This is a genomic window from Haloterrigena turkmenica DSM 5511 (genome assembly GCF_000025325.1).
Lineage (GTDB): Archaea > Halobacteriota > Halobacteria > Halobacteriales > Natrialbaceae > Haloterrigena > Haloterrigena turkmenica.
Map to the genome: position 1 here is coordinate 2,529,147 of NC_013743.1, position 21,472 is coordinate 2,550,618.

Annotated in this window: 23 protein-coding genes and 2 tRNA genes; 13 read left to right on the forward strand and 12 right to left on the reverse strand. The window is 64.1% G+C overall.

The window, feature by feature from the left end; genetic code table 11:
• Positions 1 to 8: 8 nt before the first annotated feature.
• The 5 genes from HTUR_RS12165 to HTUR_RS27395 form a co-directional block, all read right to left on the reverse strand.
• Entirely contained in the window at positions 9 to 776 is a 768-nt protein-coding gene (locus tag HTUR_RS12165) for a mechanosensitive ion channel family protein (RefSeq protein WP_012943623.1), read from the reverse strand.
• 1 nt (position 777) lies between these two features.
• Complete coding sequence (gene dacZ, locus HTUR_RS12170) at positions 778 to 1,590, reverse strand: diadenylate cyclase DacZ (RefSeq protein ID WP_012943624.1); 813 nt, start codon at positions 1,588 to 1,590, stop codon at positions 778 to 780.
• Between the two features lie 350 nt (positions 1,591 to 1,940).
• On the reverse strand, positions 1,941 to 2,177 hold the full coding sequence (locus HTUR_RS12175; protein WP_012943625.1) for a DUF7860 family protein: 237 nt from the start codon (positions 2,175 to 2,177) through the stop codon (positions 1,941 to 1,943).
• Between the two features lie 295 nt (positions 2,178 to 2,472).
• Positions 2,473 to 2,557, reverse strand: a tRNA-Leu gene (locus HTUR_RS12180).
• Between the two features lie 46 nt (positions 2,558 to 2,603).
• Complete coding sequence (locus tag HTUR_RS27395; protein WP_012943626.1) at positions 2,604 to 2,777, reverse strand: hypothetical protein; 174 nt, start codon at positions 2,775 to 2,777, stop codon at positions 2,604 to 2,606.
• Between the two features lie 256 nt (positions 2,778 to 3,033).
• On the opposite strand from HTUR_RS27395, the gene HTUR_RS12185 reads away from it, so the two are divergent.
• The gene (locus HTUR_RS12185; RefSeq protein WP_012943627.1) at positions 3,034 to 3,342 is read left to right on the forward strand and encodes a cyclin; all 309 of its coding nucleotides are present in this window, start codon (positions 3,034 to 3,036) and stop codon (positions 3,340 to 3,342) included.
• A 162-nt stretch (positions 3,343 to 3,504) separates the two neighbouring features.
• Here the strand turns inward: HTUR_RS12185 and HTUR_RS12190 are convergent, their stop codons facing one another.
• Positions 3,505 to 3,993 carry a phosphopantetheine adenylyltransferase gene (locus tag HTUR_RS12190; protein WP_012943628.1) on the reverse strand — a complete coding sequence of 163 codons (489 nt, stop codon included), beginning with the start codon at positions 3,991 to 3,993 and terminating at the stop codon, positions 3,505 to 3,507.
• A 147-nt stretch (positions 3,994 to 4,140) separates the two neighbouring features.
• Here HTUR_RS12190 and HTUR_RS12195 point away from each other — a divergent pair, with 147 nt between their 5' ends.
• The gene (locus HTUR_RS12195; RefSeq protein ID WP_012943629.1) at positions 4,141 to 6,396 is read left to right on the forward strand and encodes an NADP-dependent malic enzyme; all 2,256 of its coding nucleotides are present in this window, start codon (positions 4,141 to 4,143) and stop codon (positions 6,394 to 6,396) included.
• Positions 6,397 to 6,452: 56 nt separating this feature from the next.
• Here the strand turns inward: HTUR_RS12195 and HTUR_RS12200 are convergent, their stop codons facing one another.
• On the reverse strand, positions 6,453 to 7,964 hold the full coding sequence (locus tag HTUR_RS12200; protein WP_012943630.1) for a glycosyl hydrolase family 28-related protein: 1,512 nt from the start codon (positions 7,962 to 7,964) through the stop codon (positions 6,453 to 6,455).
• Positions 7,961 to 8,119 carry a hypothetical protein gene (locus tag HTUR_RS27400; RefSeq protein ID WP_187291453.1) on the reverse strand — a complete coding sequence of 53 codons (159 nt, stop codon included), beginning with the start codon at positions 8,117 to 8,119 and terminating at the stop codon, positions 7,961 to 7,963. Before HTUR_RS27400 ends, HTUR_RS12200 begins: the two co-directional genes overlap by 4 nt.
• Positions 8,120 to 8,257: 138 nt before the next feature.
• Here HTUR_RS27400 and HTUR_RS12205 point away from each other — a divergent pair, with 138 nt between their 5' ends.
• Both HTUR_RS12205 and HTUR_RS12210 read left to right on the forward strand, forming a co-directional pair.
• A complete protein-coding gene (locus HTUR_RS12205; protein ID WP_012943631.1) occupies positions 8,258 to 9,625 on the forward strand; it encodes an outer membrane protein assembly factor BamB family protein in 1,368 nt (455 codons plus the stop codon).
• A gap of 128 nt (positions 9,626 to 9,753) precedes the next feature.
• Positions 9,754 to 10,125, forward strand: coding sequence for a 30S ribosomal protein S8e (locus HTUR_RS12210; RefSeq protein WP_012943632.1), 372 nt, complete (start codon positions 9,754 to 9,756; stop codon positions 10,123 to 10,125).
• 111 nt (positions 10,126 to 10,236) lie between these two features.
• Here the strand turns inward: HTUR_RS12210 and HTUR_RS12215 are convergent, their stop codons facing one another.
• Both HTUR_RS12215 and HTUR_RS12220 read right to left on the reverse strand, forming a co-directional pair.
• A complete protein-coding gene (locus tag HTUR_RS12215) occupies positions 10,237 to 11,220 on the reverse strand; it encodes an aldo/keto reductase (protein WP_012943633.1) in 984 nt (327 codons plus the stop codon).
• Between the two features lie 117 nt (positions 11,221 to 11,337).
• Positions 11,338 to 12,333 (reverse strand): phosphate uptake regulator PhoU, encoded by a 996-nt coding sequence (locus HTUR_RS12220; protein WP_012943634.1) that lies wholly within the window; start codon positions 12,331 to 12,333, stop codon positions 11,338 to 11,340.
• 509 nt (positions 12,334 to 12,842) lie between these two features.
• Between HTUR_RS12220 and pstB (HTUR_RS12225) the strand changes: the two genes are divergently transcribed.
• The 6 genes from pstB (HTUR_RS12225) to HTUR_RS12250 all read left to right on the forward strand — a co-directional run bounded on the left by pstB (HTUR_RS12225) (position 12,843) and on the right by HTUR_RS12250 (position 18,473).
• Positions 12,843 to 13,697, forward strand: coding sequence for a phosphate ABC transporter ATP-binding protein PstB (pstB, locus tag HTUR_RS12225; RefSeq protein ID WP_012943635.1), 855 nt, complete (start codon positions 12,843 to 12,845; stop codon positions 13,695 to 13,697).
• A 435-nt stretch (positions 13,698 to 14,132) separates the two neighbouring features.
• Positions 14,133 to 15,107 carry a PstS family phosphate ABC transporter substrate-binding protein gene (locus HTUR_RS12230; RefSeq protein ID WP_012943636.1) on the forward strand — a complete coding sequence of 325 codons (975 nt, stop codon included), beginning with the start codon at positions 14,133 to 14,135 and terminating at the stop codon, positions 15,105 to 15,107.
• Complete coding sequence (gene pstC, locus HTUR_RS12235) at positions 15,104 to 16,027, forward strand: phosphate ABC transporter permease subunit PstC (RefSeq protein WP_012943637.1); 924 nt, start codon at positions 15,104 to 15,106, stop codon at positions 16,025 to 16,027. Before HTUR_RS12230 ends, pstC begins: the two co-directional genes overlap by 4 nt.
• Complete coding sequence (gene pstA / locus HTUR_RS12240; RefSeq protein ID WP_012943638.1) at positions 16,027 to 16,917, forward strand: phosphate ABC transporter permease PstA; 891 nt, start codon at positions 16,027 to 16,029, stop codon at positions 16,915 to 16,917. Before pstC ends, pstA begins: the two co-directional genes overlap by 1 nt.
• A gap of 2 nt (positions 16,918 to 16,919) precedes the next feature.
• Positions 16,920 to 17,789: a phosphate ABC transporter ATP-binding protein PstB gene (gene pstB, locus HTUR_RS12245; RefSeq protein ID WP_012943639.1), complete on the forward strand. Its 870-nt coding sequence runs from the start codon at positions 16,920 to 16,922 to the stop codon at positions 17,787 to 17,789.
• 192 nt (positions 17,790 to 17,981) lie between these two features.
• Positions 17,982 to 18,473, forward strand: coding sequence for a metal-dependent hydrolase (locus HTUR_RS12250; protein WP_012943640.1), 492 nt, complete (start codon positions 17,982 to 17,984; stop codon positions 18,471 to 18,473).
• A gap of 99 nt (positions 18,474 to 18,572) precedes the next feature.
• Here the strand turns inward: HTUR_RS12250 and HTUR_RS12255 are convergent, their stop codons facing one another.
• A complete protein-coding gene (locus HTUR_RS12255) occupies positions 18,573 to 18,836 on the reverse strand; it encodes a universal stress protein (protein WP_081443462.1) in 264 nt (87 codons plus the stop codon).
• 91 nt (positions 18,837 to 18,927) lie between these two features.
• Here HTUR_RS12255 and phoU point away from each other — a divergent pair, with 91 nt between their 5' ends.
• The gene (phoU, locus tag HTUR_RS12260) at positions 18,928 to 19,599 is read left to right on the forward strand and encodes a phosphate signaling complex protein PhoU (protein WP_012943641.1); all 672 of its coding nucleotides are present in this window, start codon (positions 18,928 to 18,930) and stop codon (positions 19,597 to 19,599) included.
• A gap of 33 nt (positions 19,600 to 19,632) precedes the next feature.
• Here the strand turns inward: phoU and HTUR_RS12265 are convergent, their stop codons facing one another.
• Positions 19,633 to 20,493 (reverse strand): polymer-forming cytoskeletal protein, encoded by an 861-nt coding sequence (locus HTUR_RS12265; RefSeq protein ID WP_012943642.1) that lies wholly within the window; start codon positions 20,491 to 20,493, stop codon positions 19,633 to 19,635.
• 125 nt (positions 20,494 to 20,618) lie between these two features.
• On the opposite strand from HTUR_RS12265, the gene HTUR_RS12270 reads away from it, so the two are divergent.
• Entirely contained in the window at positions 20,619 to 20,813 is a 195-nt protein-coding gene (locus HTUR_RS12270) for a DUF5800 family protein (protein WP_012943643.1), read from the forward strand.
• Between the two features lie 95 nt (positions 20,814 to 20,908).
• A tRNA-Ser gene (locus HTUR_RS12275) sits at positions 20,909 to 20,993 on the forward strand.
• Positions 20,994 to 21,472: the final 479 nt, after the last annotated feature.

The following is a 21,472-nucleotide window of genomic DNA, read 5'->3' on the forward strand; positions in this document are numbered from 1 at the left end:
GTGCGATATCAGTCCCGCATTCGGACGATCCCGTTCTCGAAGACCTTCCGGTTGGGGACGATGTACTCCTCCGAGTCGTCCTCGATCTTCGTGACGAAGAGGTCGACCTCCTGGACGATCCCCGTTTGATCGCCGATCCGGATCTCGTCGCCGATCCCGTAGGGCTGGTTGAGCAGCAGGTAGATCCCCGCCGCGCTCGAGACGAGGAAGTCCTTGAAGGCGACAGTGCCGACGATGACGATGCCGACGGCGTACACTGTCAGCAAGATTAGCAGGGCGACGACGTGGACGCCGACCTGCCCGAGCGCGATGATCAGCGTCACGTAGAGGACGCTGTACTTGACGAGCTTCGGGATCACGGAGACCTCGGGGAGCTTGACGCCCCGGAGGTACTCGCTGACGACCAGTTCGGCCTTGTCGGCGATGATGAAGCCGATGATGAGCACGAGGACGGCGATGAACAGCTGCGGGATGAAACTCGTCACCCGGAGCCAGAACGCCTCCGTGTCGAGCAACTGCGCGATGTGGATCGCCGTCAACACGGCGATGCCGTAGATGAACCACGAACTCAGTCTGGCGACGATCTCGACCGTCGAGGTGCCGATCGACTGGGCGGTCCGCTCGAACGGCGTCCCCTCGACGGCCTCCGGGACGCCCGACGCCTGCAGGAGTTCCTCGTTGAGCCGCCCGACCAGATAGCCGACGACGAGGCCGAGCGCCAGCACCGCCGCGGCTATCACGGCCGGTTCGTCGATGAGCGTCTGCCACTCTACCATATCAGTACGCCTCCGGATCGACCTCCAAGATGAGCTCGCCGGCCTTGAACGCCCGGACGAGCCCATCGCTTTCCGAGAGCACGATCGTGATCGCGTTCGTATCCCGCGTGATCGCGCCCCCGGCCATGTGTCGCGCGCCCAATCCCTTCGGAATGTCGACACCTTCCGCGGACGGCTCGAGGTAGCGGTACGCCGAGACGATCTTGCCCGCGTCGGAGATGACGAACGCGCCGTCGAGCCGCGAGAACTCCTTGAGCATCACGTTCACGATCGGATCGCCGACGTGGACGTGGGACTTCTCGAAGGGGTTGTACGACAGCGGGCGGGACTTGTTCATCACCTTGCCCGCGTCGCCGACGACGAACAGCGCGCCGACAGGTTTCCCCTTCTGGCCCTTCTTGCCGAGTTCGATCGCCAACTCGAGCACGGCCTTGATCACCTCCGGCTCCGCGCGGGACTTGACGAACAGGTCGTAGATGCCCGTGTGCGTCTCGGCGTCGGCGCGGACCCGGGAGACCGTATCGATCTCGTCGCCGTAGAGACTCGTCGCACAGACCAACTGGTCACCGTCCTCGATGAGGTCCTGTTCGATGGCGCCCTCGAGACCGAACTTGATCCGCTCTTTGATGTCGTCGAACGCGAGGGGAAGTTCGACGAAGATGTCGGCGTTGACGGGGTTTTCCGTCCCGACGACGATGACGTCGAGGTCGTCGACGTCCGCGAAGCGTTCGTAGTACGAGCCGCTCGGCGAGAAGAGAAGGATGGCGTCGATGCTCGCATAAAGATCCCCGAACACGTCGTCTAACCCGGCCATTGCTCGTATAAGTTGCTCCCGCGCGAATAAGCGTTGTGGACCGTCTGACGCGCGTCTGTCGCTTCTCTCTCGGTTCGACCGGATTCAAAATACCCACACCGCGTTCCGGCGCGCGATCCGCGCCCGAACGGCAATCCCGTCATTCGACGGTGTGCCGCGTCGTTGGTCCGATTCTCAACCAGTGGAAGCCCGCTCTGGACGACGCCCAAACCGTTCTCGAACCGCCATCGGTGGGACGGTTCCGCCGACTCCTCGAGCGAGCCGCCGTCGGGCCGGTCGGTCGTCAGCGTCGACGGCTGCTACTCGCAGACTCGAGTCACCGCGTCGAGTCGCCGCTCGAGCCGAGCGGCTCACTCGGTAAGCGGCAGGATGACCCCGAAGATCCACACCGAAAAGAAGCCGATGATGAGGCCGCCGCCTTCCGCGAAGGTGAACAGCGTGTGTTCCCACGCCGGCAGCTGTCCGACGAACGCGTGGCCGAGCAACTCGCCGGCGGCGCCCAGCACCAGGAGTCCCAGGCCGAGCAGGAAGCCGCCCTTCGTGAGGGTCGGGTAATCGAGATCACCGTATCGTCCCGTACGGGTCATATACGACACAGACACGCGAGGAATTATTATCGCTTCGGAACCTGAAGGCGATCGGTTGGTTTTTGTGGACTATCGCCCAGGACTCGGGACTATCGCCCGGGACTTGAGGTCGTCTTTCGCCTCGAGTGATTGCGACGGCTCGAGTGGGACCCGAGTGTTTGTAAATCAGGGGCACGGGACCGGATTCGAACAACGCGAAGACGTGCTCGCTCGCGGCTTCGTCGCTCGCTGCGCGCGTCTTCCTCGTTCGAATCCGCTGGCTACATTTTCCGCTCACGACGTTGTTCGCGGAAAATGCGCGGGACCGGATTCGAACCGGCGGACCCCTACGGGACAGCGTCCTAAGCGCTGCGCCGTTGGCCTAGCTTGGCTACCCGCGCGCACCCCCAGCTTTTCACGAATCGAGTAAGTACCTGTCGATACACGCTACCGCTGTTTCACTGGCTCCTCGGGTGACCAGTCCGGCGGCACGATAAACGTCACGTGCTCCGAATCCCGAAGCTGGTGCAGTTCCGCCGCTTGTTCGGCCAGCGATCGATCCCGGTACGGCATCTCGAGGCCGCAGCCGGTACAGACGAGCTTGCAGGTTGGCTCTTTCATAGACGGGACGCAGCCGTGCAGGAGCCGGACGAGCGTCTATTGTGAGAGACGAAGACAACCCGGTTTAGTAGTCGTGTCCTAGCGAACGTATCAGTGAACAACCAATTAGGCAACTCGTTCGTATCTGAACGTTGCCCAGCGTAGCACCGGATTGGACGGTCCGTTCGGTGCTATTTCGAATCAGTCGTCCGAATATGTGATCGTTTCCTGACTGATCGGCCCTACCTTTATGCGCGCTGGGCCGATAGCCGGGTGCATGCACAGCGCTCGGGATCGAATCGAGTACGAACCGTGGCTCGAAGAACTCGAGCAGATCGCCGATCGGCTGGAGCTCTCGACGGAAGCGCGGTCGTGTGCAGTGGATCTCTTCCTGACCGACGTTCCCGAGGACGATCGGTCGAAGCGAGCCGTCCTCGCGGCCAGCGTCTACGCCGGCTCGCTCGTCGCCGGCGAGGGCCGAACGCAGGGCACTGTCGCTGACGCCGCGGACGTTTCACGGCTCTCGATCCAGTCTCGCTGGAAGGACCTCCTCGAAACCGCAGGCCTCGAGCCGCCGCGGTGGTAACTCGCCCCAACAGACCGTTTCGACTGTTTCACGGGGCCATTCTGTGACTGTCTTTCCGTAAGTATACGCTACGAGAACGAAATTCGCGAACCGGGACGCGATCGCGTCCGTCCCTCGATTCGGTTCGCCGTTCGAGACGCTGAACTGATCGGATCGGAGCTGTCAGTCGGATTCGGCTGCGTCGTCTCCGTCCTCGAGGACGTTCCCGTGTTCGTCGATCTCGCCCGTGACGATCCGGGTGCTTGAGATTATGTCGCCGTCCTCCGCGCGGACGTGTGGCACGACGACAACCTCGAGGGGGTCGTGGCCGCGCTCCCGGCGAATCTCGTTGATCCGTTCCCCGCCGTCTCTGGTCTCCGGCGAGACCACGAGGTAGTCGAACTGCGGTTCGGTCGCGATGCCGGTCGGTTCCTCGAGGCAGCGAACCTCGAACGCGCGGTCGTGATCCGCAGCAAACGACTCGAGCTCCGCCTCCAGCGCTTCCTTCCGTTCGTCGAACGATCTGACGCGGCGTTCGACGTGTCGTGTCTTCGGTGCGAGTTCGTCGCTCGTCAGTCCCACAGTCACGTCTCCGAGTTCGAACGCCCGTTCGAACAGCCGACGGTGGCCGTCGTGGACGGGGTCGAACGTCCCACCAAGCGCGACGTCCATACCCCATTCCACTTGCGCGGAGCGTATAAAACGGTCGAATCGGGGAACGCGTCGGGTTCGAGCGCCGATCGGACCGGGCCGGGTATTCGACGATCGTCGAAACTCCCCTTCACATTGTTTTTAGTACTCCCCTGCAGTGTCCCCAATATGGGATTAGACGAGGACGCACTCGAGTATCACCGTACCGATCCGCCGGGAAAGATAGAGATTTCGACAACGAAACCGACGAATACCCAACGCGACCTCTCGCTGGCGTACTCGCCCGGGGTCGCCGCGCCGTGTACGGAGATCGACGAAGATCCGACCGACGCCTACCAGTATACGGCCAAGGGAAACCTCGTCGGCGTCGTCTCGAACGGCTCTGCCGTGCTGGGTCTTGGCGACATCGGGGCCCAGGCCTCGAAACCCGTCATGGAGGGGAAGGGCGTGCTGTTCAAGCGCTTCGCCGACATCGACGTCTTCGACGTTGAGCTCGACGAGGCCGACCCCGACAAGATCGTCGAGGCCATCAAGATGATGGAGCCGACGTTCGGCGGCGTCAACTTAGAGGACATCAAGGCGCCGGGCTGTTTCACCATCGAGGAACGCCTGCGCGAAGAGATCGACATTCCCGTCTTCCACGACGACCAGCACGGCACCGCGATCATCTCCGGCGCGGCGCTGCTCAACGCCGCCGACATCGCCGGGAAGAGCCTCGAGGAGCTCGAGGTCGTCTTCTCCGGCGCCGGCGCGAGCGCGATCGCGTCGGCCCGTTTCTACGAGTCGCTGGGCGTCCGCGAGGAGAACATCACGATGTGTGACTCCTCGGGGATCATCACCGAGGCCCGCGCGGCGGAGGGTGACGTCAACAAGTACAAACGGCAGTTCGCCCGGGACCTCCCCGAGGGCGGCCTCGCAGACGCGATGGAGGGCGCGGACGTCTTCGTCGGCCTCTCGATCGGCGGCATCGTCTCCCAGGAGATGATCCAGTCGATGGCCGACAACCCGATCGTCTTCGCGATGGCCAACCCCGATCCCGAGATCGGCTACGAGGAAGCGAAGGCGGCCCGCGACGACACCGTCATCATGGCCACCGGCCGCTCGGATTACCCGAACCAGGTCAACAACGTCCTCGGCTTCCCCTTCATCTTCCGGGGCGCGCTCGACGTGCGCGCGACGGAGATCAACGAGGAGATGAAGGTCGCCTGCGCCGAGGCGCTTGCCGACCTCGCCCGTCAGGACGTCCCCGACGCGGTCGTCAAGGCCTACGGCGACGAGCCGATCCAGTACGGCCCCGACTACATCATTCCGAAGCCGGTCGATCCGCGCGTGCTCTTCCGCGTCGCGCCGGCGATCGCGGAGGCCGCGATGGAGTCCGGCGCCGCCCGCACCGAACTCGATCTCGAGGAGTACGAGGAAGAACTCGAGGCCCGCCTCGGCAAGTCCCGCGAGATGATGCGCGTCGTCCTCAACAAGGCCAAGAGCGACCCCAAGACGGTCGCGCTCGCGGAGGGCGAAAACGAGAAGATGATCCGGGCGGCCTACCAGATCCAGGAGCAGGGAATCGCGCTGCCGATCCTCATCGGCGACGAGAGCGAGATCCGCCAGACGGCGGCCAACCTCGGACTGGACTTCGATCCGCAGATCGCGGACCCGTCAGTTGGCGACTACGAGGCGTACGCTGACCGGCTCCACGAGCTCCGATCCCGTAAGGGGATCACGCGCAGCGAGGCCGGCGAACTCGTCGAGCGCGACACCAACTACTTCGGGAGCGTGATGGTCGAACAGGGCGACGCGGACGCGCTCCTGACCGGCCTCTCCCACCACTACCCCTCGGCGCTGCGGCCGCCGCTGCAGGTGATCGGCACCGACGAGGACGTCGATTACGCGGCGGGCGTCTACATGCTGACGTTCAAGAACCGCGTGATCTTCGTCGCCGACGCGACGGTCAACCAGGACCCCGACGAGGAGGTCCTCGCGGAGGTCACCAAACAGACGGGCAAGCTGGCGCGACGGTTCAACATCGAACCGCGCGCGGCCCTGCTCTCGTACTCGAACTTCGGCAGCGTCGACAACGAAGCGACCCGCCGACCCCGACGCGCGGCGAGCATGCTCCAGGACGACCCCGAGGCCGACTTCCCGGTCGACGGCGAGATGCAGGCCGACACCGCCGTCGTCGAAGACATCCTCGAGGGAACCTACGGCTTCTCCGAACTCGAGGACCCGGCGAACGTGCTGGTCTTCCCGAACCTCGAGTCCGGTAACATCGGCTACAAGCTGCTCCAGCGACTCGGCGGCGCCGACGCCATCGGCCCGATGCTGGTCGGCATGGACAAGCCGGTCCACGTCCTCCAGCGGGGCGACGAGGTCAAAGACATCGTGAATCTGGCTGGCGTCGCGGTCGTCGACGCCCAGCAGGAATAGTCCGGTTCCGCCGCGATCGGCGCGAACGAACGGTCGCAATTTTTAGACGGGCGCGCTCACGACGAGGAGGTGGTCCACTCCCGTAACGTCCCATCGTCGTGGATGTCGACTTCGCTGCCGACATCGTCGAACGTGACGCCGCCGTAGGCGATGCTACTGCCGTCTCCCACGTAGACGCCCGCGTCGCCGCACTCGGCCGCTCGAGCGGTCGTCAGCGTCGCGTCGACGTTATTCCGGAATCGGAACGCCTGATCCCTCGCGCCCTTGGCCGTCACGGTGCTCAGCTTCAGGTCGTCCATGTCGTCGAAGAGGATCGCGTTCGTGAACTCGCCGTCGACGACGGTGTTCGAGATCTCGGCGCCGTCGAACCCGGCCGCGTACAGTCCCGAGCCGGCGGCCAGCCCCCTGTTGTCGGTTCTGATCGTGACGTTGCTGATGGTCAGCTCTCGTCGGCCGCCCTTGATATGTCCGAGCGAGATCCCCCGCGCGTTCTCGATACACGAGACGGAGTCGATCGTCAGGTCCTCGATCGCGTCGCCGGTGTCGCCTCGGATCGCCGAATAGAGGCAACCGGTGATGTACCCGTCCCTGATGGTGATCGACTCGTTGCCGTTCCGGTGCATGTGGACGCCGTACTCCGGACCGTTCGCAGGGTCGATCTCGAAGTTCTCGAGCGTGCAGTTCCGCGTCGGGGTGCCGTCGCTCCCGGCCAGTAGCTCCTCGTTACCGTTCCAGACGCTGTTCGACGCGATTTCCGTGGTCTGGTTGTCGAACTGAATCGGCGCGTCCGAGTCGGCCTCGCCGCCTCGAGTCGCCCAGTAGCCGTCGATCCCGACGTTTTTCGAGGACACGACGTCGATGTGGTGGTAGTAGATCCGGTCGCCGTAGATTCGTTCCAGCCGGACGTTCTCCGCGTGTGCAGGCATGATCCCGTTCGTGGCCGGCGAATCGATTCGGACGTTACAGATCGCCCAATCCGACGCGCCGTCGAAATCGACCGCGTCGTAGCCCCTGTTGGAGAGCAGCGCCCGGCCTTCCTCGTCCTCGGGGCGCGTTCCCTCGAGGACCGTCGCGCGACCCGCGCCCAGCAGGAGCGTATCGTCGCCGATCAGCGGCGTCCGCTCGAGGAGGTATCGGCCGGGCGGGAAGTAGACGATCCCGCCGCCGGCCTCAGCGACGTCCGCGAGGAGGTCGTGGACGGCCGCCCCGACTTCCGTCTCGCCGTCGCCCTCGATCCCGTGGGCTTCGACGTTCCAGACGGGGGTCTCCTCGGTGCGCGCGTGGACGAGTTCCGCCGCCTCGAAGTGACTCGTCCCCGGTATCGGCTGCTCCGAACAGCCCTTGCCGCCGAAGTACGTCCAGTCCTCGCTCGAGGCGTCCCAGCGCCACGTGATCCCCTGATCGTTCGCGTGGTAGAGTTCGTCGTCGTACTCGCCCTCGTCCGGACGGTCGGCGATCGGTCCCCGGACAATCGCGTGTTCGTCGACGGCTTCGACCGTGTCGGTGTGATCCCACGCGTCGCCCTCCTCGAACGTCTCGAGTCCGAGCCGGGGCGTTCGGTCGCTCACGACTGCTCGCCTCCGCGTCCGTATTCGCGTCCGTAGGCGGTTCCGTAGCCGGTATCCTCGACCGACGCGTCGGTTTCCGAACAGCCAGCAAGTAGGAGGGAGGTTCCCGAGATCGCGACGAGTACATCTCGTCGGCGGGGTCCTGAATCGGTCATACGTCCTGACTCTCCTACCACCGTATAAACATTATTGCCTGAAACGGGGCCTCGCGGACGCCGGCCGGCGTCGCGTTCGCGACGGCCGCGGAAACAGTGGGCTTTTTCGAGATTCCCTCGAGAGGTGTAGACCACGCAATGCGATCTCCGAACCGAGATACGGTGTCCGAGCGCGGTCCCGACCGGTCCGCCGACCTCTCGCGTCGTCAGTTGCTCGGCGCGAGCGCCGGCGCCGCGGCGGCGGGACTGGCCGGTTGTGTTGGCCTGCCGACCACGCTGGGCGGACGCCTCGACGGCTCCGAGGACGTGTCGCTGTTCCAGAACGGTCTCCGGCGCCTCGGCTACTACCCCGACGAAACCGTCCCGGAGTCGGTGAGCGTCAACTGGTCGTTCCCGATCAACGCCGCCGACCACACGGCCGCCAAGTCCAGTCCCGTGCCGACGCCCGACGGCGAGACGATCGTCTTCGCCGGCGATACCGGCAAGGTGTGCGCCTACGCGCCGTCGGGCGACCTCCAGTGGGCGACCCAGACGGACGCGACGAAAAAGGGCTTTCACGGGTCGGCGGCGATCGTCGGCGACACCGCCTTCATCGGCGGCTACGACGGGGACCTCTACGCGATAGACGTTGAGAGCGACGACGGCGAGATCGTCTGGCGCACGCGCTCCGAGGACGGCGATCTGGACGGTCCGCTCGCGATCGGCTCGAGTCCCGCCTACCACGACGGCAGTCTCTATGTCGTCTCCGAGTACGCCCCGCCCTCCTCCGGCGCGATCTGGGAGGTCGACCCCGACACCGGCGACCCGACGTGGAGCGACGACCGCGTCTGGGGACAGGCCCACCCCTCGCCGACGATCGATCTCGAGGCGGGCCGTCTGCTCTTCGGGTCGAACGACGGCGTCGTCTACTGCTGGGAGTACCCCTCCCTCGAGTTCGCGTGGTCGTTCCAGGCCGACGCCGACGGCGAGGAACAGGAGGGCGGCGCCTTCCGCAAGGGCGCTCAGATCAAGGGCACCACTGCGGCTCACGACGGCTACGGCTACGTCGGTAGCTGGGACGGGACCTTCTACTGTCTCGACCTCGAGGACGGCTCGGAGGAATGGGCCTTCGAGACGGGCAAGGTGATCATGTCGAACCCGGCCGTCGACACCGACGCGGACGTCGTCTACATGGGCAGCGACGACGACTACGTCTACGCGCTCGACGCGAAATCGGGCGAGGAGCTGTGGTCGACGGACGTCGGCGGCCGCGTCATCGGCGCGCTGACGGTCACCGCGGAGACGGTGCTGGCGGGCTCCTACGACTCGCACCTGTACGCCCTCGACAAGGAGACCGGCGACCAGCGGTGGCGGGTCCAGAATCGGGGCCGGGTCACCAGCGCGGCGGTCCCCGTCGACGGGCGGATCTACTACGCAGAACGGGCCGTCTTTTCGAACTACTACGACGACGAGGAGACGGTCCTCGAGGAGCCGGGGCACGGCTACTGCCTGGTCGGCGACGAGTAGCCCCACACGGGCCGACGAGGAGCGTCGACACGGGCAGTCGACGGCGGTCGCGACCGCGCGCCTCGCCGGGCGGGTCCGGACGGGGCCCTAACGTTGCATATAAATATACGCCGAGACTGGATGCGAGTATGCAAAACCAGGGACGCTCCACGCGCAAGCGAACCGGTGGCCGACTGAAGAACGTCCGAAAGCGCCGAAAGAACGAGCTCGGACGCCTACCGACGGAGACGCAGGTCGGCGAGCCCCGATACCGAACCGTCGACGTCCGCGGCAACGAGACGAAGACCCGCGCGCTCGCGACCGACGTCGCCAGCGTCAACAAGGACGGCGAGACCGTCTCCGCCGATATCGAGGACGTCGTCGAGAACGACGCCAACCCCAACTACGTCCGCCGAAACATCATCACGAAAGGCGCCGTCATCGAGACCTCGGAAGGCCGCGCCCGCGTCACCTCCCGTCCCGGTCAGACCGGTCAGGTCAACGCCGTTCTGCTCGACTAGATCGCGACCGTCTCGCTTCGTCTTCGCTTCGGAGGCGACGCTCAGTTTTCTCGAGCGACAGCTATCGTCGAACCGTCACGGAGCCCACTCGAGCCCCCGCGGGCAGGCGCGTCAGACGTCCCCGATTTCGGCGTTCCAGACCGGCGTCTTCGGCGCCTCGAGACGCTCGAGTTCCTCGTCGGTCAGGTCGACCTCGAGCGCGCCGACGTTTTCCTCGAGGTGATCGATCGTCCGCGGGCCGACGATCGGCGCGTCGACCAGGTCCTTGTGGAGTAACCACGCGAGCGACAGCTGTGCCGGCGTGACGTCCTTCGCGTCGGCGAGGTCGCGGACGCCCTCGAGCACGTCCCAGTTCTCCTCGGTGAACCGCTTCTCCATGAACTCGTCCGACGCGGCGCGGCCCTCCTCGAGGTCCGCGTCGCGTTCGTACTTGCCCGTCAGGAAGCCGCCGGCCAGCGGCGACCACGGAAGGACGCCGATCCCCTGATCGGCACAGAGCGGCAGGACGTTGGCCTCCTCGTGGCGGTCGACGAGGTTGTACTCGCACTGCATGGAGACGAACCGCTCGCGGTTGTTCAGGTCGGCCTCGTACAGTGCCTTCGCAAACTTCCAGGCGGGCATCGTGCTCGCGCCGACGTAGCGGACTTTGCCTTCCTCGACGAGCGTATCGAGCGCCGAGAGCGTCTCCGCGATCGGCGTCTCGTCGTCCCAGCGATGGATCTGGTAGAGGTCGATGTAGTCGAGTCCGAGTCGCTCGAGGCTCGCGTCGGCCTGTTCGAAGATGTGCTTGCGGGAGAGCCCTTGCCCGTTTGGGCCGTCGTGCATCGGGCCGTACACCTTCGTCGCGACGGCGAGTTCCGACCGCACCCGGTCGGACTCGGCTAGCGCCTCGCCGAGGATCTCCTCGCTCTCGCCCTGCGAGTAGACGTTCGCCGTATCGAAGAACGTGATCCCGAGGTCGAGCGCCCGCTGAATCACCGCACGGGACTGCTCGCGGTCGTTTATCATCCACGGCTCGCCGCTGCCGAAGTTCATACAGCCGAGACAGAGCCGGGACACCTCGAGTCCCGTCTCGCCGAGGTGAGTGTACTCCATCCCGTCGTCGTTCGCGGCGTCGCGGGAAAATTCTCAGCCGGCCTCGCGAACACTGTCTCGACGCTAGATACATACGATCCTCGGTCGGGGGGCAGAAGCGCCGAAATCGCAGCCGAATCAGGGGCGAGGCGCGGCCTTCTGGAGGGCCGTCTCGGCGATGTTGCCGCCGTAGTCGGCGCTCCGGGACAGCGAGTCGACGATCAGCCCCAGCGACTGGGCCTGCACCGGCTCGAGCTCCCGAAGCATGTCGTCGATCGTTCGGGTGTGCTCGTCGATTTCGAGGATCGCCTCGCGGGCGGCGTGGCCGAGGTCGGTCGCCTCGTCGCTGTCCTCGGCGACCAGCGCGTCCATCGACTTCTCGATGATGTCCGAGACGTCGTCGTGGAGCGCGACGAGCGCGTCGGCGACGTCCTCGGGGATCGCCTCGAGTTTGAGCGCGAGGTTGCTGATCTTGGCCGCGTGGTCGGCGACCCGCTCGAGCTGGCGGGCGCTCGAGTGGAAGTCGAAGCAGTCCTCACGGGGGACGCCGAGCTCCTCCGCGGCCCGCGGCGAGCGCAGCGTCGCGCGGAAGATCCGCGAGACGACCTGCCAGAGGCGGTCGACGTCGTCGTCGCGTTCGATGACGTCCTGAGCGATGTCGTCGTCGTTCTCGACGAGCGCCGTGACGGCGTCCTTGAGCATCGCCCGGGCGATCAGGCGCATCCGCGAGACGGCGTTGACGATCGACAGCTCCGAGGAGTCGAGCAGGTCCTGGATGACGACGCTATCGGTCGTCTCCTCTAAGACCTCGACGCCGACGAGGCTCTGGGTCGCGCTCCGGATCGCGCTGCGCTGGTCGGTCGTGATGCGGCCGGCCGAGAGGCGGATGATGTCGAAGCCGCTGACGTACATCGTCATCACGGCCCGGGTGAGCCGCTCGCCCTCGAGGTCTGTGACGTCGAGGGTTCCCTCTTGACGATCGGTCTCGTTCTGGGGCGTCAACAGCAGCGAATCTCCCTCCGGATAGAACTCGACCGTCGTTCCGGCGCTGACGTCGTTGTCGGTCGCCCAGGATTTCGGCAGCGAGACGGTGAACGTCGATCCGCCCGTTACCTGCACCTTGCGCGTCTCCATACCGTGGCGATTCGACCCCGTGCGTATAAACCCATCTTCATCTATAGAGTTCGGCGTCAACGAGCGTATGAGCGCACCACTGTCGTTGTAGCGGTGAGTCGCCGAAATACGCACTCCGATCCCTTGCGATTCAGTCTCGGTCGTAGAGATATGTATAGTTGACAGTGTACTATGTAGTGACGGCAGCGACGGATCCGTACCCGACCGTTCGCGACCGACGCGCCGCTCAGTCGCGAAAATCGAGCAGCGCCACCGACCAGCGCCGTCGTACGCCTCGCTCTCCGTAGGTCACTATAGCGCCATTGGGACGACGTACAACGGACGGAGCGCTCATAGCACAGTATTTGTTCGCTCGGCGGTTGAGTGCGGATAATGGTACTTGCGCACCGATTCGGACACCGACCGATCGGAGCCGAGTTCGGTCCGGCGCGCGCCGCCGGTCGCGTGCCACCACGGCAGCAATCGTATCGACCCGCGTTTTCCAACCGATAAGCCCGAGATCACTCACAATGACCGCGAACGGAACCCAATCCGTCTCGACGTCCGACGACAGCACCGCCCGTTCGGACACGTCCGCAACCGACGACGTCCCCCTCGGATCACCGCTGGTCGACGACGCCGTCATCGAAACCCGCGATCTGGACGTCTACTACGGCGACGACCCGGCGCTTGACGGTATCCACATGGACATCCCCGAAAAACAGGTGACGGCGCTGATCGGCCCGTCGGGCTGTGGAAAGTCGACGTTCCTGCGCTCGATCAACCGCATGAACGATCTGATAGACATCGCCCGCGTCGAGGGCGACCTCTACTTCCGCGAGAAGAACGTCTACGACGACGACGTCGATCCAGTCGCCTTACGCCGGAAGATCGGCATGGTCTTCCAGTCGCCCAACCCGTTCCCGAAATCGATTCGGGACAACGTCGCCTACGGGCTTCGGGTCCAGGACAAAGATGAAAACGTCGACGAGAAGGTTCGAACCGCCCTCGAGCGGGCCGCACTGCTCGAGGAGGTCGAAGATCAGTTGGACTCGAGCGGACTCGATCTCTCGGGCGGCCAGCAACAGCGGCTCTGCATCGCCCGGGCGATCGCTCCGGACCCGGAAGTGATCCTGATGGACGAGCCGGCGTCGGCGCTGGATCCGATCGCCACCTCGAAAATCGAGGACTTGATCGAGGACCTCTCCGAGGAGTACACGGTCGTCATCGTCACCCACAACATGCAGCAGGCCGCTCGGATCTCCGATAAGACGGCGGTCTTCCTCACTGGCGGCGAGCTCGTCGAGTTCGACGACACGGACAAAATCTTCGAGAACCCCGAGCACGACCGCGTCGAGGACTACATCACTGGCAAGTTCGGCTAACGAAGTCATCGATACATGCGGCTACGGGAAGTCGGAGTCGACGGCTCCGAAGCGTCCGAACGTCGTCGGGAGATTCGTCGCGTAGTTCGTGCCCGGTGAATGGGGCCACTCCTGACTCGATTTTTTGACCGAATTATGGAATCTGGCGCTGGTCGATACGTCGCGAAACTCGGGATTCCATCAGCGTGACCCTCGGCCGGTCGACCGATCGTCCGATCTCGTCTATATATGTTCGACTGTTTCCCACCGAATACTCTCTAGTAGAGTACACGTTCATTCCTCGCTACTGCTTCGCGCGTTAGCTATTCTCATATGTATGGATTAACGCCTTAACAGCAGCACCAGTTATAGCGCTGACAGTCACTGTATCGAGTACATATCACTATATAGTTCTCATAGTAGTCTACTTACCTACAGTGTGGTTTGCATCCGGTGATGTCGAGAGAAACCACGGCGTCCCTGCCGACCGGCTTCGGTCGGCGTGATTTTCTCGCCGCGGCTGGCGTCGCTCTTTCCGGTGGGTTAGCCGGCTGTAGCGGCGTCTTCGCCGCGGAAGGGAAACAAGTGAACGTCGCGGGGAGCAGCACGGTGTTTCCCGTGACTGAGGCGATCGCCTCTGCGTTCTCGGAGAAAAACCCGACCGTCAATATCTCGCTCAGCAAGACCGGGACCGGCGGCGGGTTCGGGAACTTCTTCTGTGCGGGGCGAACCGACATTAACAACGCGAGTCGGGAGATCGCCGATGCCGAAATCGAACAGTGCGGAAACAACGATGTCACACCGATCGAGTTCCAGATCGCGACCGACGCGCTAACGGTGGTCGTCAATCCGGAAGCCGACTGGGTCGACTGTCTCACAGTCGAACAACTCCAGGAGATCTGGCGGACCGACGGCGCCCAGCGGTGGAGCGATCTCAACGACGAGTGGCCCGACGAGGAGATCGAACTGTACGGCGCCGCGACCACCTCGGGCACGTTCGACTACTTCAACGAGGCGGTCCTCGGCGAGGAACTGAACCACCGTAGCGACTACTACGCGACCGAACGGGATCGAACGATCGTTCAGGGAGTCCGCGGTTCGGAAACTGCTATGGGGTACTTCGGCTTCTCGTACTACAGCGAGAACCCGGATTCGATCAAAGCCGTCTCGATCGACAGCGGTGACGGTTGTGTCGAGCCGTCGATCGAGACGGCCATGTCCGGCAAGTACACGCCGCTTTCGCGACCGCTGTTCATCTACGTCGCGAAGGAATCGCTCACGAAACCGGCGGTCCGTAACTTCGTTCGGTTCTACATGGAACAGGCCGCGACGGATCTCGTCTCCGACGTCGGCTACGTGCCGATCACCGAGGACAAGCGCGACGAGAACCTCGAGAAACTCGACGCCGCGGTCGCGGAGGTGACCGAATGAGCCAACCCGATTTCTCCCACGACGACATCCGAACGGCGCGGGGGACCGCGTTCCGGTACCTCTTCCTGCTCTGTGCGCTCCTGTCGATTCTGACGACGGTCGGGATCATCCTGACGTTGCTCATCGATGCGGTGGATTTCTTCGCTCAGGTTTCGCCCGTCGAATTCCTCACCGGAACGGAGTGGAACCCGACGCACGATCCGGTTTCGTTCGGCGTGCTGCCGCTGATCTCGGGAACGCTCGTCATCACCATCGGCTCGGCGATGGTCGCGCTCCCGATCGGGCTGCTGACCGCTATCTACCTCAGCGAGTACGCCTCCGACCGCCAGCGCGCCTACCTCAAGCCGGCGCTCGAGGTGCTGGCGGGCGTGCCGACGGTCGTCTACGGCTACTTCGCGCTGGTCTACGTGACGCCGGCGCTGGACACGTTCCTGCCGCTGTCGACGTTCAACGCCCTGTCGGCGTCGATCATGGTCGGTATCATGATCATCCCGATGGTCTCCTCGATCAGCGAGGACGCGATGAGCGCGGTGCCGGACTCGCTTCGCCAGGCCAGTTACGGGCTGGGAGCGACGAAGTTCACCGTCTCGACGTCCGTCGTCGTGCCGGCCGCCCTGTCCGGAATCTTCTCGTCGTTCATCCTCGCGCTCTCGCGGGCGATCGGCGAGACGATGATCGTCGCCATCGCGGCGGGACAGACGCCCCGGATGGTCGATCTGACCGATCCGGCGGGGATGTTCCTGAACTCGATTCAGCCGATGACCTCCGCGATGGTCCAGATCGGGACGGGCGACATCGTCGGCCAGGGAGAAGCGTACAAGAGCCTCTTCGCGGTCGGCCTGACACTGTTCGTCATCACCTTCGTCATGAATCTCATCAGTGAATTCGTCGCGTCGCGTTACCGGGAGGTGTACCGCTGATGGCGGCCGACACCCGCGACGAACCCGCCGACTCCGGGTTCGGTCATATCAGTCGGACGAAAGACGTGTCGTTCCGCCTGCTCGCGCTGGCGGCGACGCTCGTCGGTATCGTCTCGCTGGCGGCGTTGCTCCTGAACGTCGCCGTCGACGCCGTCGGCTGGCTCGACTGGCAGTTCCTCACGAACCCGCCGCATCCCGATCCGTTCCAGGCCGGGTTCCTGCCGGCGATCGTCGGTTCGATCGCGATCATGCTCGTGATCGCGCTCGTCACGTTCCCGCTCGGCGTCGGCGCCGCGATCTATCTGGAGGAGTACGCCGGCGACGGCTACCTCACGAAGTTCATCCAGCTCAACATCGCGAACCTCGCCGGCGTCCCCTCGGTCGTGTACGGATTGCTGGGACTGGGGCTGTTCGTCGGCCTCTTTAGCATCGGCTACGGGTCGGTGTTGGCGGCCGCGTTCACCATCGCCCTGCTCATCCTGCCGATCGTGATCATCTCGGCCCAGGAAGCGATCCGGTCTGTTCCCGACTCCCAGCGGCAGGCGTCCTACGGGATGGGCGCGACGAAGTGGCAGACGATCCGCAACGTCGTCTTGCCGCGGGCGATGCCCGGCATCATGACCGGGACGATCCTCGCGCTCGGCCGTGCAATCGGCGAGACGGCACCGCTGATCATGATCGCCGCCCCGACGACCGTCTTCGGGCTCCCGAACGGCCCCTTCAGCAAGGTCAGCGCCATGCCGCTACAGATCTACAACTGGGCCTCCTACCCCCAGACCGAATTCCAGTACGGCGTCGTCGCCGCCGGCGTCGTCACGCTGCTCGTCGTCTTGCTGACCATCAACTCGATCGCGATCGTCATCCGGAACCGATATCAACAGCGCACCTGACAATGACTAACGAACAGATGACTTCCTCGGAGACGGAACCGACCGACGACCAGCCAGCCCCGACGCCGGGAACCGGCGGTCTCGCCGACAGCGCCGACGCCGGCGCCGAATCGGTGACCGATCGGACGATTATCGAGGCGCGAGACCTCGACGTCTACTACGGCGACGACCAGGCACTCCAGGGGATCGACATGGAGATTCCCGAAAAACAGGTGACGGCGCTGATCGGCCCGTCGGGCTGTGGAAAGTCGACGTTCCTGCGCTCGATCAACCGCATGAACGATCTGATAGACATCGCCCGCGTCGAGGGCGACCTCTACTTCCGCGAGAAGAACGTCTACGACGACGACGTCGACCCGGTCGCCCTGCGCCGGAAGATCGGCATGGTCTTCCAGTCGCCCAACCCATTCCCGAAATCGATTCGGGACAACGTCGCCTACGGGCTTCGGGTCCAAGGGAAAGACGAAAACGTCGACGAGAAGGTTCGAACCGCCCTCGAGCGGGCCGCACTGCTCGAGGAGGTCGAAGATCAGTTGGACTCGAGCGGACTCGATCTCTCGGGCGGCCAGCAACAGCGGCTCTGCATCGCCCGGGCGATCGCTCCAGACCCGGAAGTGATCCTGATGGACGAGCCGGCGTCGGCGCTGGATCCGATCGCCACTTCGAAGATCGAGGACTTGATCGAGGACCTCTCCGAGGAGTACACGGTCGTCATCGTCACCCACAACATGCAGCAGGCCGCTCGGATCTCCGATAAGACGGCGGTCTTCCTCACCGGCGGGGAGCTCGTCGAATTCGACGACACGGACAAAATCTTCGAGAACCCCGAGCACGACCGCGTCGAGGACTACATCACCGGCAAGTTCGGATAGGCGCCGCCCTCGTCTGAGCGGCGGCCGCTGATCGTACACCGATCGGATCCAACTTTGGTCGAAGCGACGTTTTCAGTACCGCCCGTATGAGCGAACACACTGATTACTACCCGAGGAGATGCTTCCGTCTGCGAATGTGTATTGTTCGCTAACCACATCTATTATGTGACTAACTAGCATGGACTGAGAAACATGGTCGCCACTGGGGTACACATCCTGCTCAGTCTGGCACTGGTTTCGCTCGCCGCTCGGTCCGAACGACCCGAGCCGTATCTCGTCGCGGCGCTCGCCGCGACGGTCCCCGACGCCGATACGTTCGTCTTTCGACCGCTGATCGAACTCGGCTACGTCTCGAGTATCGTGTGGACGCACCGAGGACTCACGCACTCGCTGCTGGCGGGAGTCGTCGTGGTCGCGCTCCTCTCCGCGGTCGGCCCCTGGCGAGCCGCCGCGATCGGGTTCGGCTCGCACGTCGTCTTCGATATGCTGAGCGGCGGCGTCCGGTTGTTCGCGCCCATCGATCAGACGCTGTACGGAATCTCGATCGACTGGCTCCTCCTGAATATGACCGCGTCGGCCGTCGCGATCACCGTGATCCTCGGCGGCCTGCTCGGGATGAAGTACGACTTCGATCGACGAGTCTCCCTTCGGGCTCCGAGAACGTCGCTGGAGCGGTTCCGATAGCGTGCGGTCTCGACGATCCAGACGAGCGCGTGGAGAGCGCGACGAAGCCCCTGCGCTCGGTACGCGAGGAGCGACCCCGATGCGAACCGAACGCGTCCGTCAGGCGCCGTCGACCGTCCCGTCCGGACGGACCGTGACGACCGGAACCGGAGCCGTCCGGACCACCGTATCGGTGACGCTGCCGACGATCCGTTTCTCGAGTCCGGTTCGGCCGGCGGTCCCCATGACGATCATGTCGGCGTCGATCTCCGCGGCGAAGTCGGCGATCTCCTCGGCGGGGACGCCGGTCCGGACGACGCCCTTCGCCTCGAGGCCGTACGCTTCCGCGTCGTCCGCCAGTTCGTTGGCCCACTCAGCGGCGATCTCGGTGACCTCGTCCTTGCTGCGGGGCGGCGAACCGCTGTGTGGTAGTGCGAGCGCAAGTTATATCTTCGCCCAGAAAGGTGGCTGCATCATGGCCAGAAAATCGTATCAGGAGAAACTCGCGGAACTCCGCGAGGACATCCTCTACATGAGCGAAGTCGTCATGGAGCGACTTCGGATGGGGCTCGACGCCCTCGAGCAGAAAGACCACGAACTCGCCCGCGAGGTAATCGAGGGCGACGGCGAGATCAACCGGATGTACCTCGACTTAGAGAAGGACTGTATCGACCTGCTGGCGCTCCAGCAGCCGGTCGCGAGCGATCTCCGGTTTATCGCCGCCTCGTTCAAGATCATCACCGACTTAGAGCGGATCGCCGACCTCGCGACGAACCTCGGTGAGTACACGTTAGACGCCGAGGAGAACCTGTTCCCCGACGTCGACGTCCAGGAGATGGGCGAGTTGACTCTCCAGATGATCGAGGACGCGATGGTCGCCTACGACGAGGAGGACACTGCAGCCTGTCGCGAACTCGCCGCTCGAGACGACGACCTGGATCACTTCGCTGAGCGAGCCAGCGAGATCGTCGTCCGCGACCTGATCGAGCGCGAACTCGATTCGCCCGACGAGGTCGAACTACTGCTCCAGGACGTCTCGCGGCTCCTGCTGACGATCCGCGACCTGGAGCGCGTCGGCGATCACTCGGTCAACATCGCGGCGCGGACGCTGTACATGGTCGAAAACGACGACGAACTGATCTACTGAGCGCCGCGCTCGTTTTCTCGCCGCGACCCGTCCTCACTCGGGTTCGCGGTCGGTCGTCCCCATCGTGATCTCGCCGTCGGCGCGGATCGTCCCGTCGATCTCCGCGTCGGGGCCGAGCTCGAGCGCCGCACACGAGACGTCGCCGAGGACGCGAGCGCCCGCCGCGATCGTGACGTCGCCGTCGCGCGTGGTCAGGTCGCCGTGAATTCGCGTTCCCTCGCCGACGGAGACGTCACCTCGAGCCCGGAGGCTGCCGAAGATCGTGGTGTCGGTTCCGACATCGATCGTCTCGGCGCGGACGTTGCCGTGAAGCCGGCAGTCGTCGCCGATCGTCGCGGGCGTCGAGACCCGCCAGGCGTCGTCGCTGACCGTCGCGTTTTTGGGGATCACGAGCGGGTCGACGTCGATCTCCTCGCCCTCGTCCTCGTCGACGAGTTCGGAGACGAGTCGCTGCGCGGTCTGTTCCTCGCCGATCAGCAGGAGGTGTTTGAGGTAGACGAACAGGAACACGATCGTCGGCATGGGGTTGCGAATGACGATCCAGCCGTTGGCCTCGAACCCCTCCTCGATCTCGACGTCGTCGCCGATGTCGAGGTCGCCGGCGACTTTCATCTCGCCGGCGACGTGGACGCGCTCGCCGATGTAGGCGTCTTGACCGACCAGTACGTTCTCGGCGACCTCACACCACATGTCGAGGCGACAGTCCGCCTCGGCTTCGATGGCGCCGCCGAACTCGACGCCTTCGCCGGCGAGGACGTTTCGGCCGCGGACCCCGAACTCGACGGTCGACCGACCGCCGACGAGGACGTCACCGTCGGTTACAAGGTCGACTTCCTTGGCTTCCGTTCCGTCGGGAACGACCAGTTCGTCTAACGGGTCCCTGCTGAAGGCCACACTTCACCCCAAAGGAGTTATCCACTAATAAACCTCGCGCGTCGTCCGCCGCGCGTCTGACGCGCGTCTCACGCGAAGCGAGTCGCAACGCCTCTCTTTTAATCCCGCACCGCGTACGGCCGTCCATGACGACTCTCGCGTTCGACGAAGAGGGGGTCGACGTCGTCTACGAAGGCACCGAGTTCCGCCTCGAGCGAGAACTCATCGAGGAGGCGACGGAGAAGACCTACTACGACGTGACCGATCACGAAGTGCTGCAGATGGTCGCCGAACAGCCGAACCTCCAGGGAGAACCGCGACGCGTCGGTGATATCCTCTGAGGACGAACGGGGATCCCGCGACTGGTACGGTACACACCATCACGGGAGGCGAAAATCGAAACGGGTAAAAACATCACCCGGGTACGAATGAGTGAGCCGAGATAGCCTAGCCCGGCCAAGGCGGTAGATTCGAAATCTACTGTCCTCACGGACTCGGGAGTTCAAATCTCCCTCTCGGCGTTTTCACGGCGCAACAAGGCGAACAGAGTGAGCCACTGCGCCGTGAAACCCACTATGGAGATTTGAATCAGGGAGGAGCTTTGCTCCGACCGTGGTTCAAATCTCCCTCTCGGCACTTTTGCAGCGACACTAACCGACGAGCGGCGCGTAGCGGCGCGAACCGACTCCCGTTGCTGGAAAACGATCGCGGGAATTTGAACGAGGCCAGACGCGCGCAGCGGAGCGAGCACGTCTGGACGTTGTTCAAATCTCCCTCTCTTACGAACGGCAAAGTGAGTGCGGCGAGCCGTGCGTTCGTTCATCCGACGACACCGACTCGAGTCCGAGTCCAGTCCTCGAGTCGAGCCCGCAGCGACGACCCACTCACCGCTTTGTCGACCGCGGCGAACCGTCGCGCGTTCGGACCTCACGAGTGATATACACAACCATGCTATTCGCAAGCATACTGTTTATCGAAATCGGTCCGAAATCGGTAGTAG

What these genes read in the sequence shown, in the direction of transcription:
- HTUR_RS12165 (WP_012943623.1), bottom strand. Translation starts at nt 776, where the DNA reads ATGGTAGAGTGGCAGACGCTCATCGACGAACCGGCCGTGATAGCCGCG.
- dacZ (WP_012943624.1), bottom strand. Translation starts at nt 1,590, where the DNA reads ATGGCCGGGTTAGACGACGTGTTCGGGGATCTTTATGCGAGCATCGAC.
- HTUR_RS12175 (WP_012943625.1), bottom strand. Translation starts at nt 2,177, where the DNA reads ATGACCCGTACGGGACGATACGGTGATCTCGATTACCCGACCCTCACG.
- HTUR_RS27395 (WP_012943626.1), bottom strand. Translation starts at nt 2,777, where the DNA reads ATGAAAGAGCCAACCTGCAAGCTCGTCTGTACCGGCTGCGGCCTCGAG.
- HTUR_RS12185 (WP_012943627.1), top strand. Translation starts at nt 3,034, where the DNA reads ATGCACAGCGCTCGGGATCGAATCGAGTACGAACCGTGGCTCGAAGAA.
- HTUR_RS12190 (WP_012943628.1), bottom strand. Translation starts at nt 3,993, where the DNA reads ATGGACGTCGCGCTTGGTGGGACGTTCGACCCCGTCCACGACGGCCAC.
- HTUR_RS12195 (WP_012943629.1), top strand. Translation starts at nt 4,141, where the DNA reads ATGGGATTAGACGAGGACGCACTCGAGTATCACCGTACCGATCCGCCG.
- HTUR_RS27400 (WP_187291453.1), bottom strand. Translation starts at nt 8,119, where the DNA reads ATGACCGATTCAGGACCCCGCCGACGAGATGTACTCGTCGCGATCTCG.
- HTUR_RS12205 (WP_012943631.1), top strand. Translation starts at nt 8,258, where the DNA reads ATGCGATCTCCGAACCGAGATACGGTGTCCGAGCGCGGTCCCGACCGG.
- HTUR_RS12210 (WP_012943632.1), top strand. Translation starts at nt 9,754, where the DNA reads ATGCAAAACCAGGGACGCTCCACGCGCAAGCGAACCGGTGGCCGACTG.
- HTUR_RS12215 (WP_012943633.1), bottom strand. Translation starts at nt 11,220, where the DNA reads ATGGAGTACACTCACCTCGGCGAGACGGGACTCGAGGTGTCCCGGCTC.
- HTUR_RS12220 (WP_012943634.1), bottom strand. Translation starts at nt 12,333, where the DNA reads ATGGAGACGCGCAAGGTGCAGGTAACGGGCGGATCGACGTTCACCGTC.
- pstB (WP_012943635.1), top strand. Translation starts at nt 12,843, where the DNA reads ATGACCGCGAACGGAACCCAATCCGTCTCGACGTCCGACGACAGCACC.
- HTUR_RS12230 (WP_012943636.1), top strand. Translation starts at nt 14,133, where the DNA reads ATGTCGAGAGAAACCACGGCGTCCCTGCCGACCGGCTTCGGTCGGCGT.
- pstC (WP_012943637.1), top strand. Translation starts at nt 15,104, where the DNA reads ATGAGCCAACCCGATTTCTCCCACGACGACATCCGAACGGCGCGGGGG.
- pstA (WP_012943638.1), top strand. Translation starts at nt 16,027, where the DNA reads ATGGCGGCCGACACCCGCGACGAACCCGCCGACTCCGGGTTCGGTCAT.
- pstB (WP_012943639.1), top strand. Translation starts at nt 16,920, where the DNA reads ATGACTAACGAACAGATGACTTCCTCGGAGACGGAACCGACCGACGAC.
- HTUR_RS12250 (WP_012943640.1), top strand. Translation starts at nt 17,982, where the DNA reads ATGGTCGCCACTGGGGTACACATCCTGCTCAGTCTGGCACTGGTTTCG.
- phoU (WP_012943641.1), top strand. Translation starts at nt 18,928, where the DNA reads ATGGCCAGAAAATCGTATCAGGAGAAACTCGCGGAACTCCGCGAGGAC.
- HTUR_RS12270 (WP_012943643.1), top strand. Translation starts at nt 20,619, where the DNA reads ATGACGACTCTCGCGTTCGACGAAGAGGGGGTCGACGTCGTCTACGAA.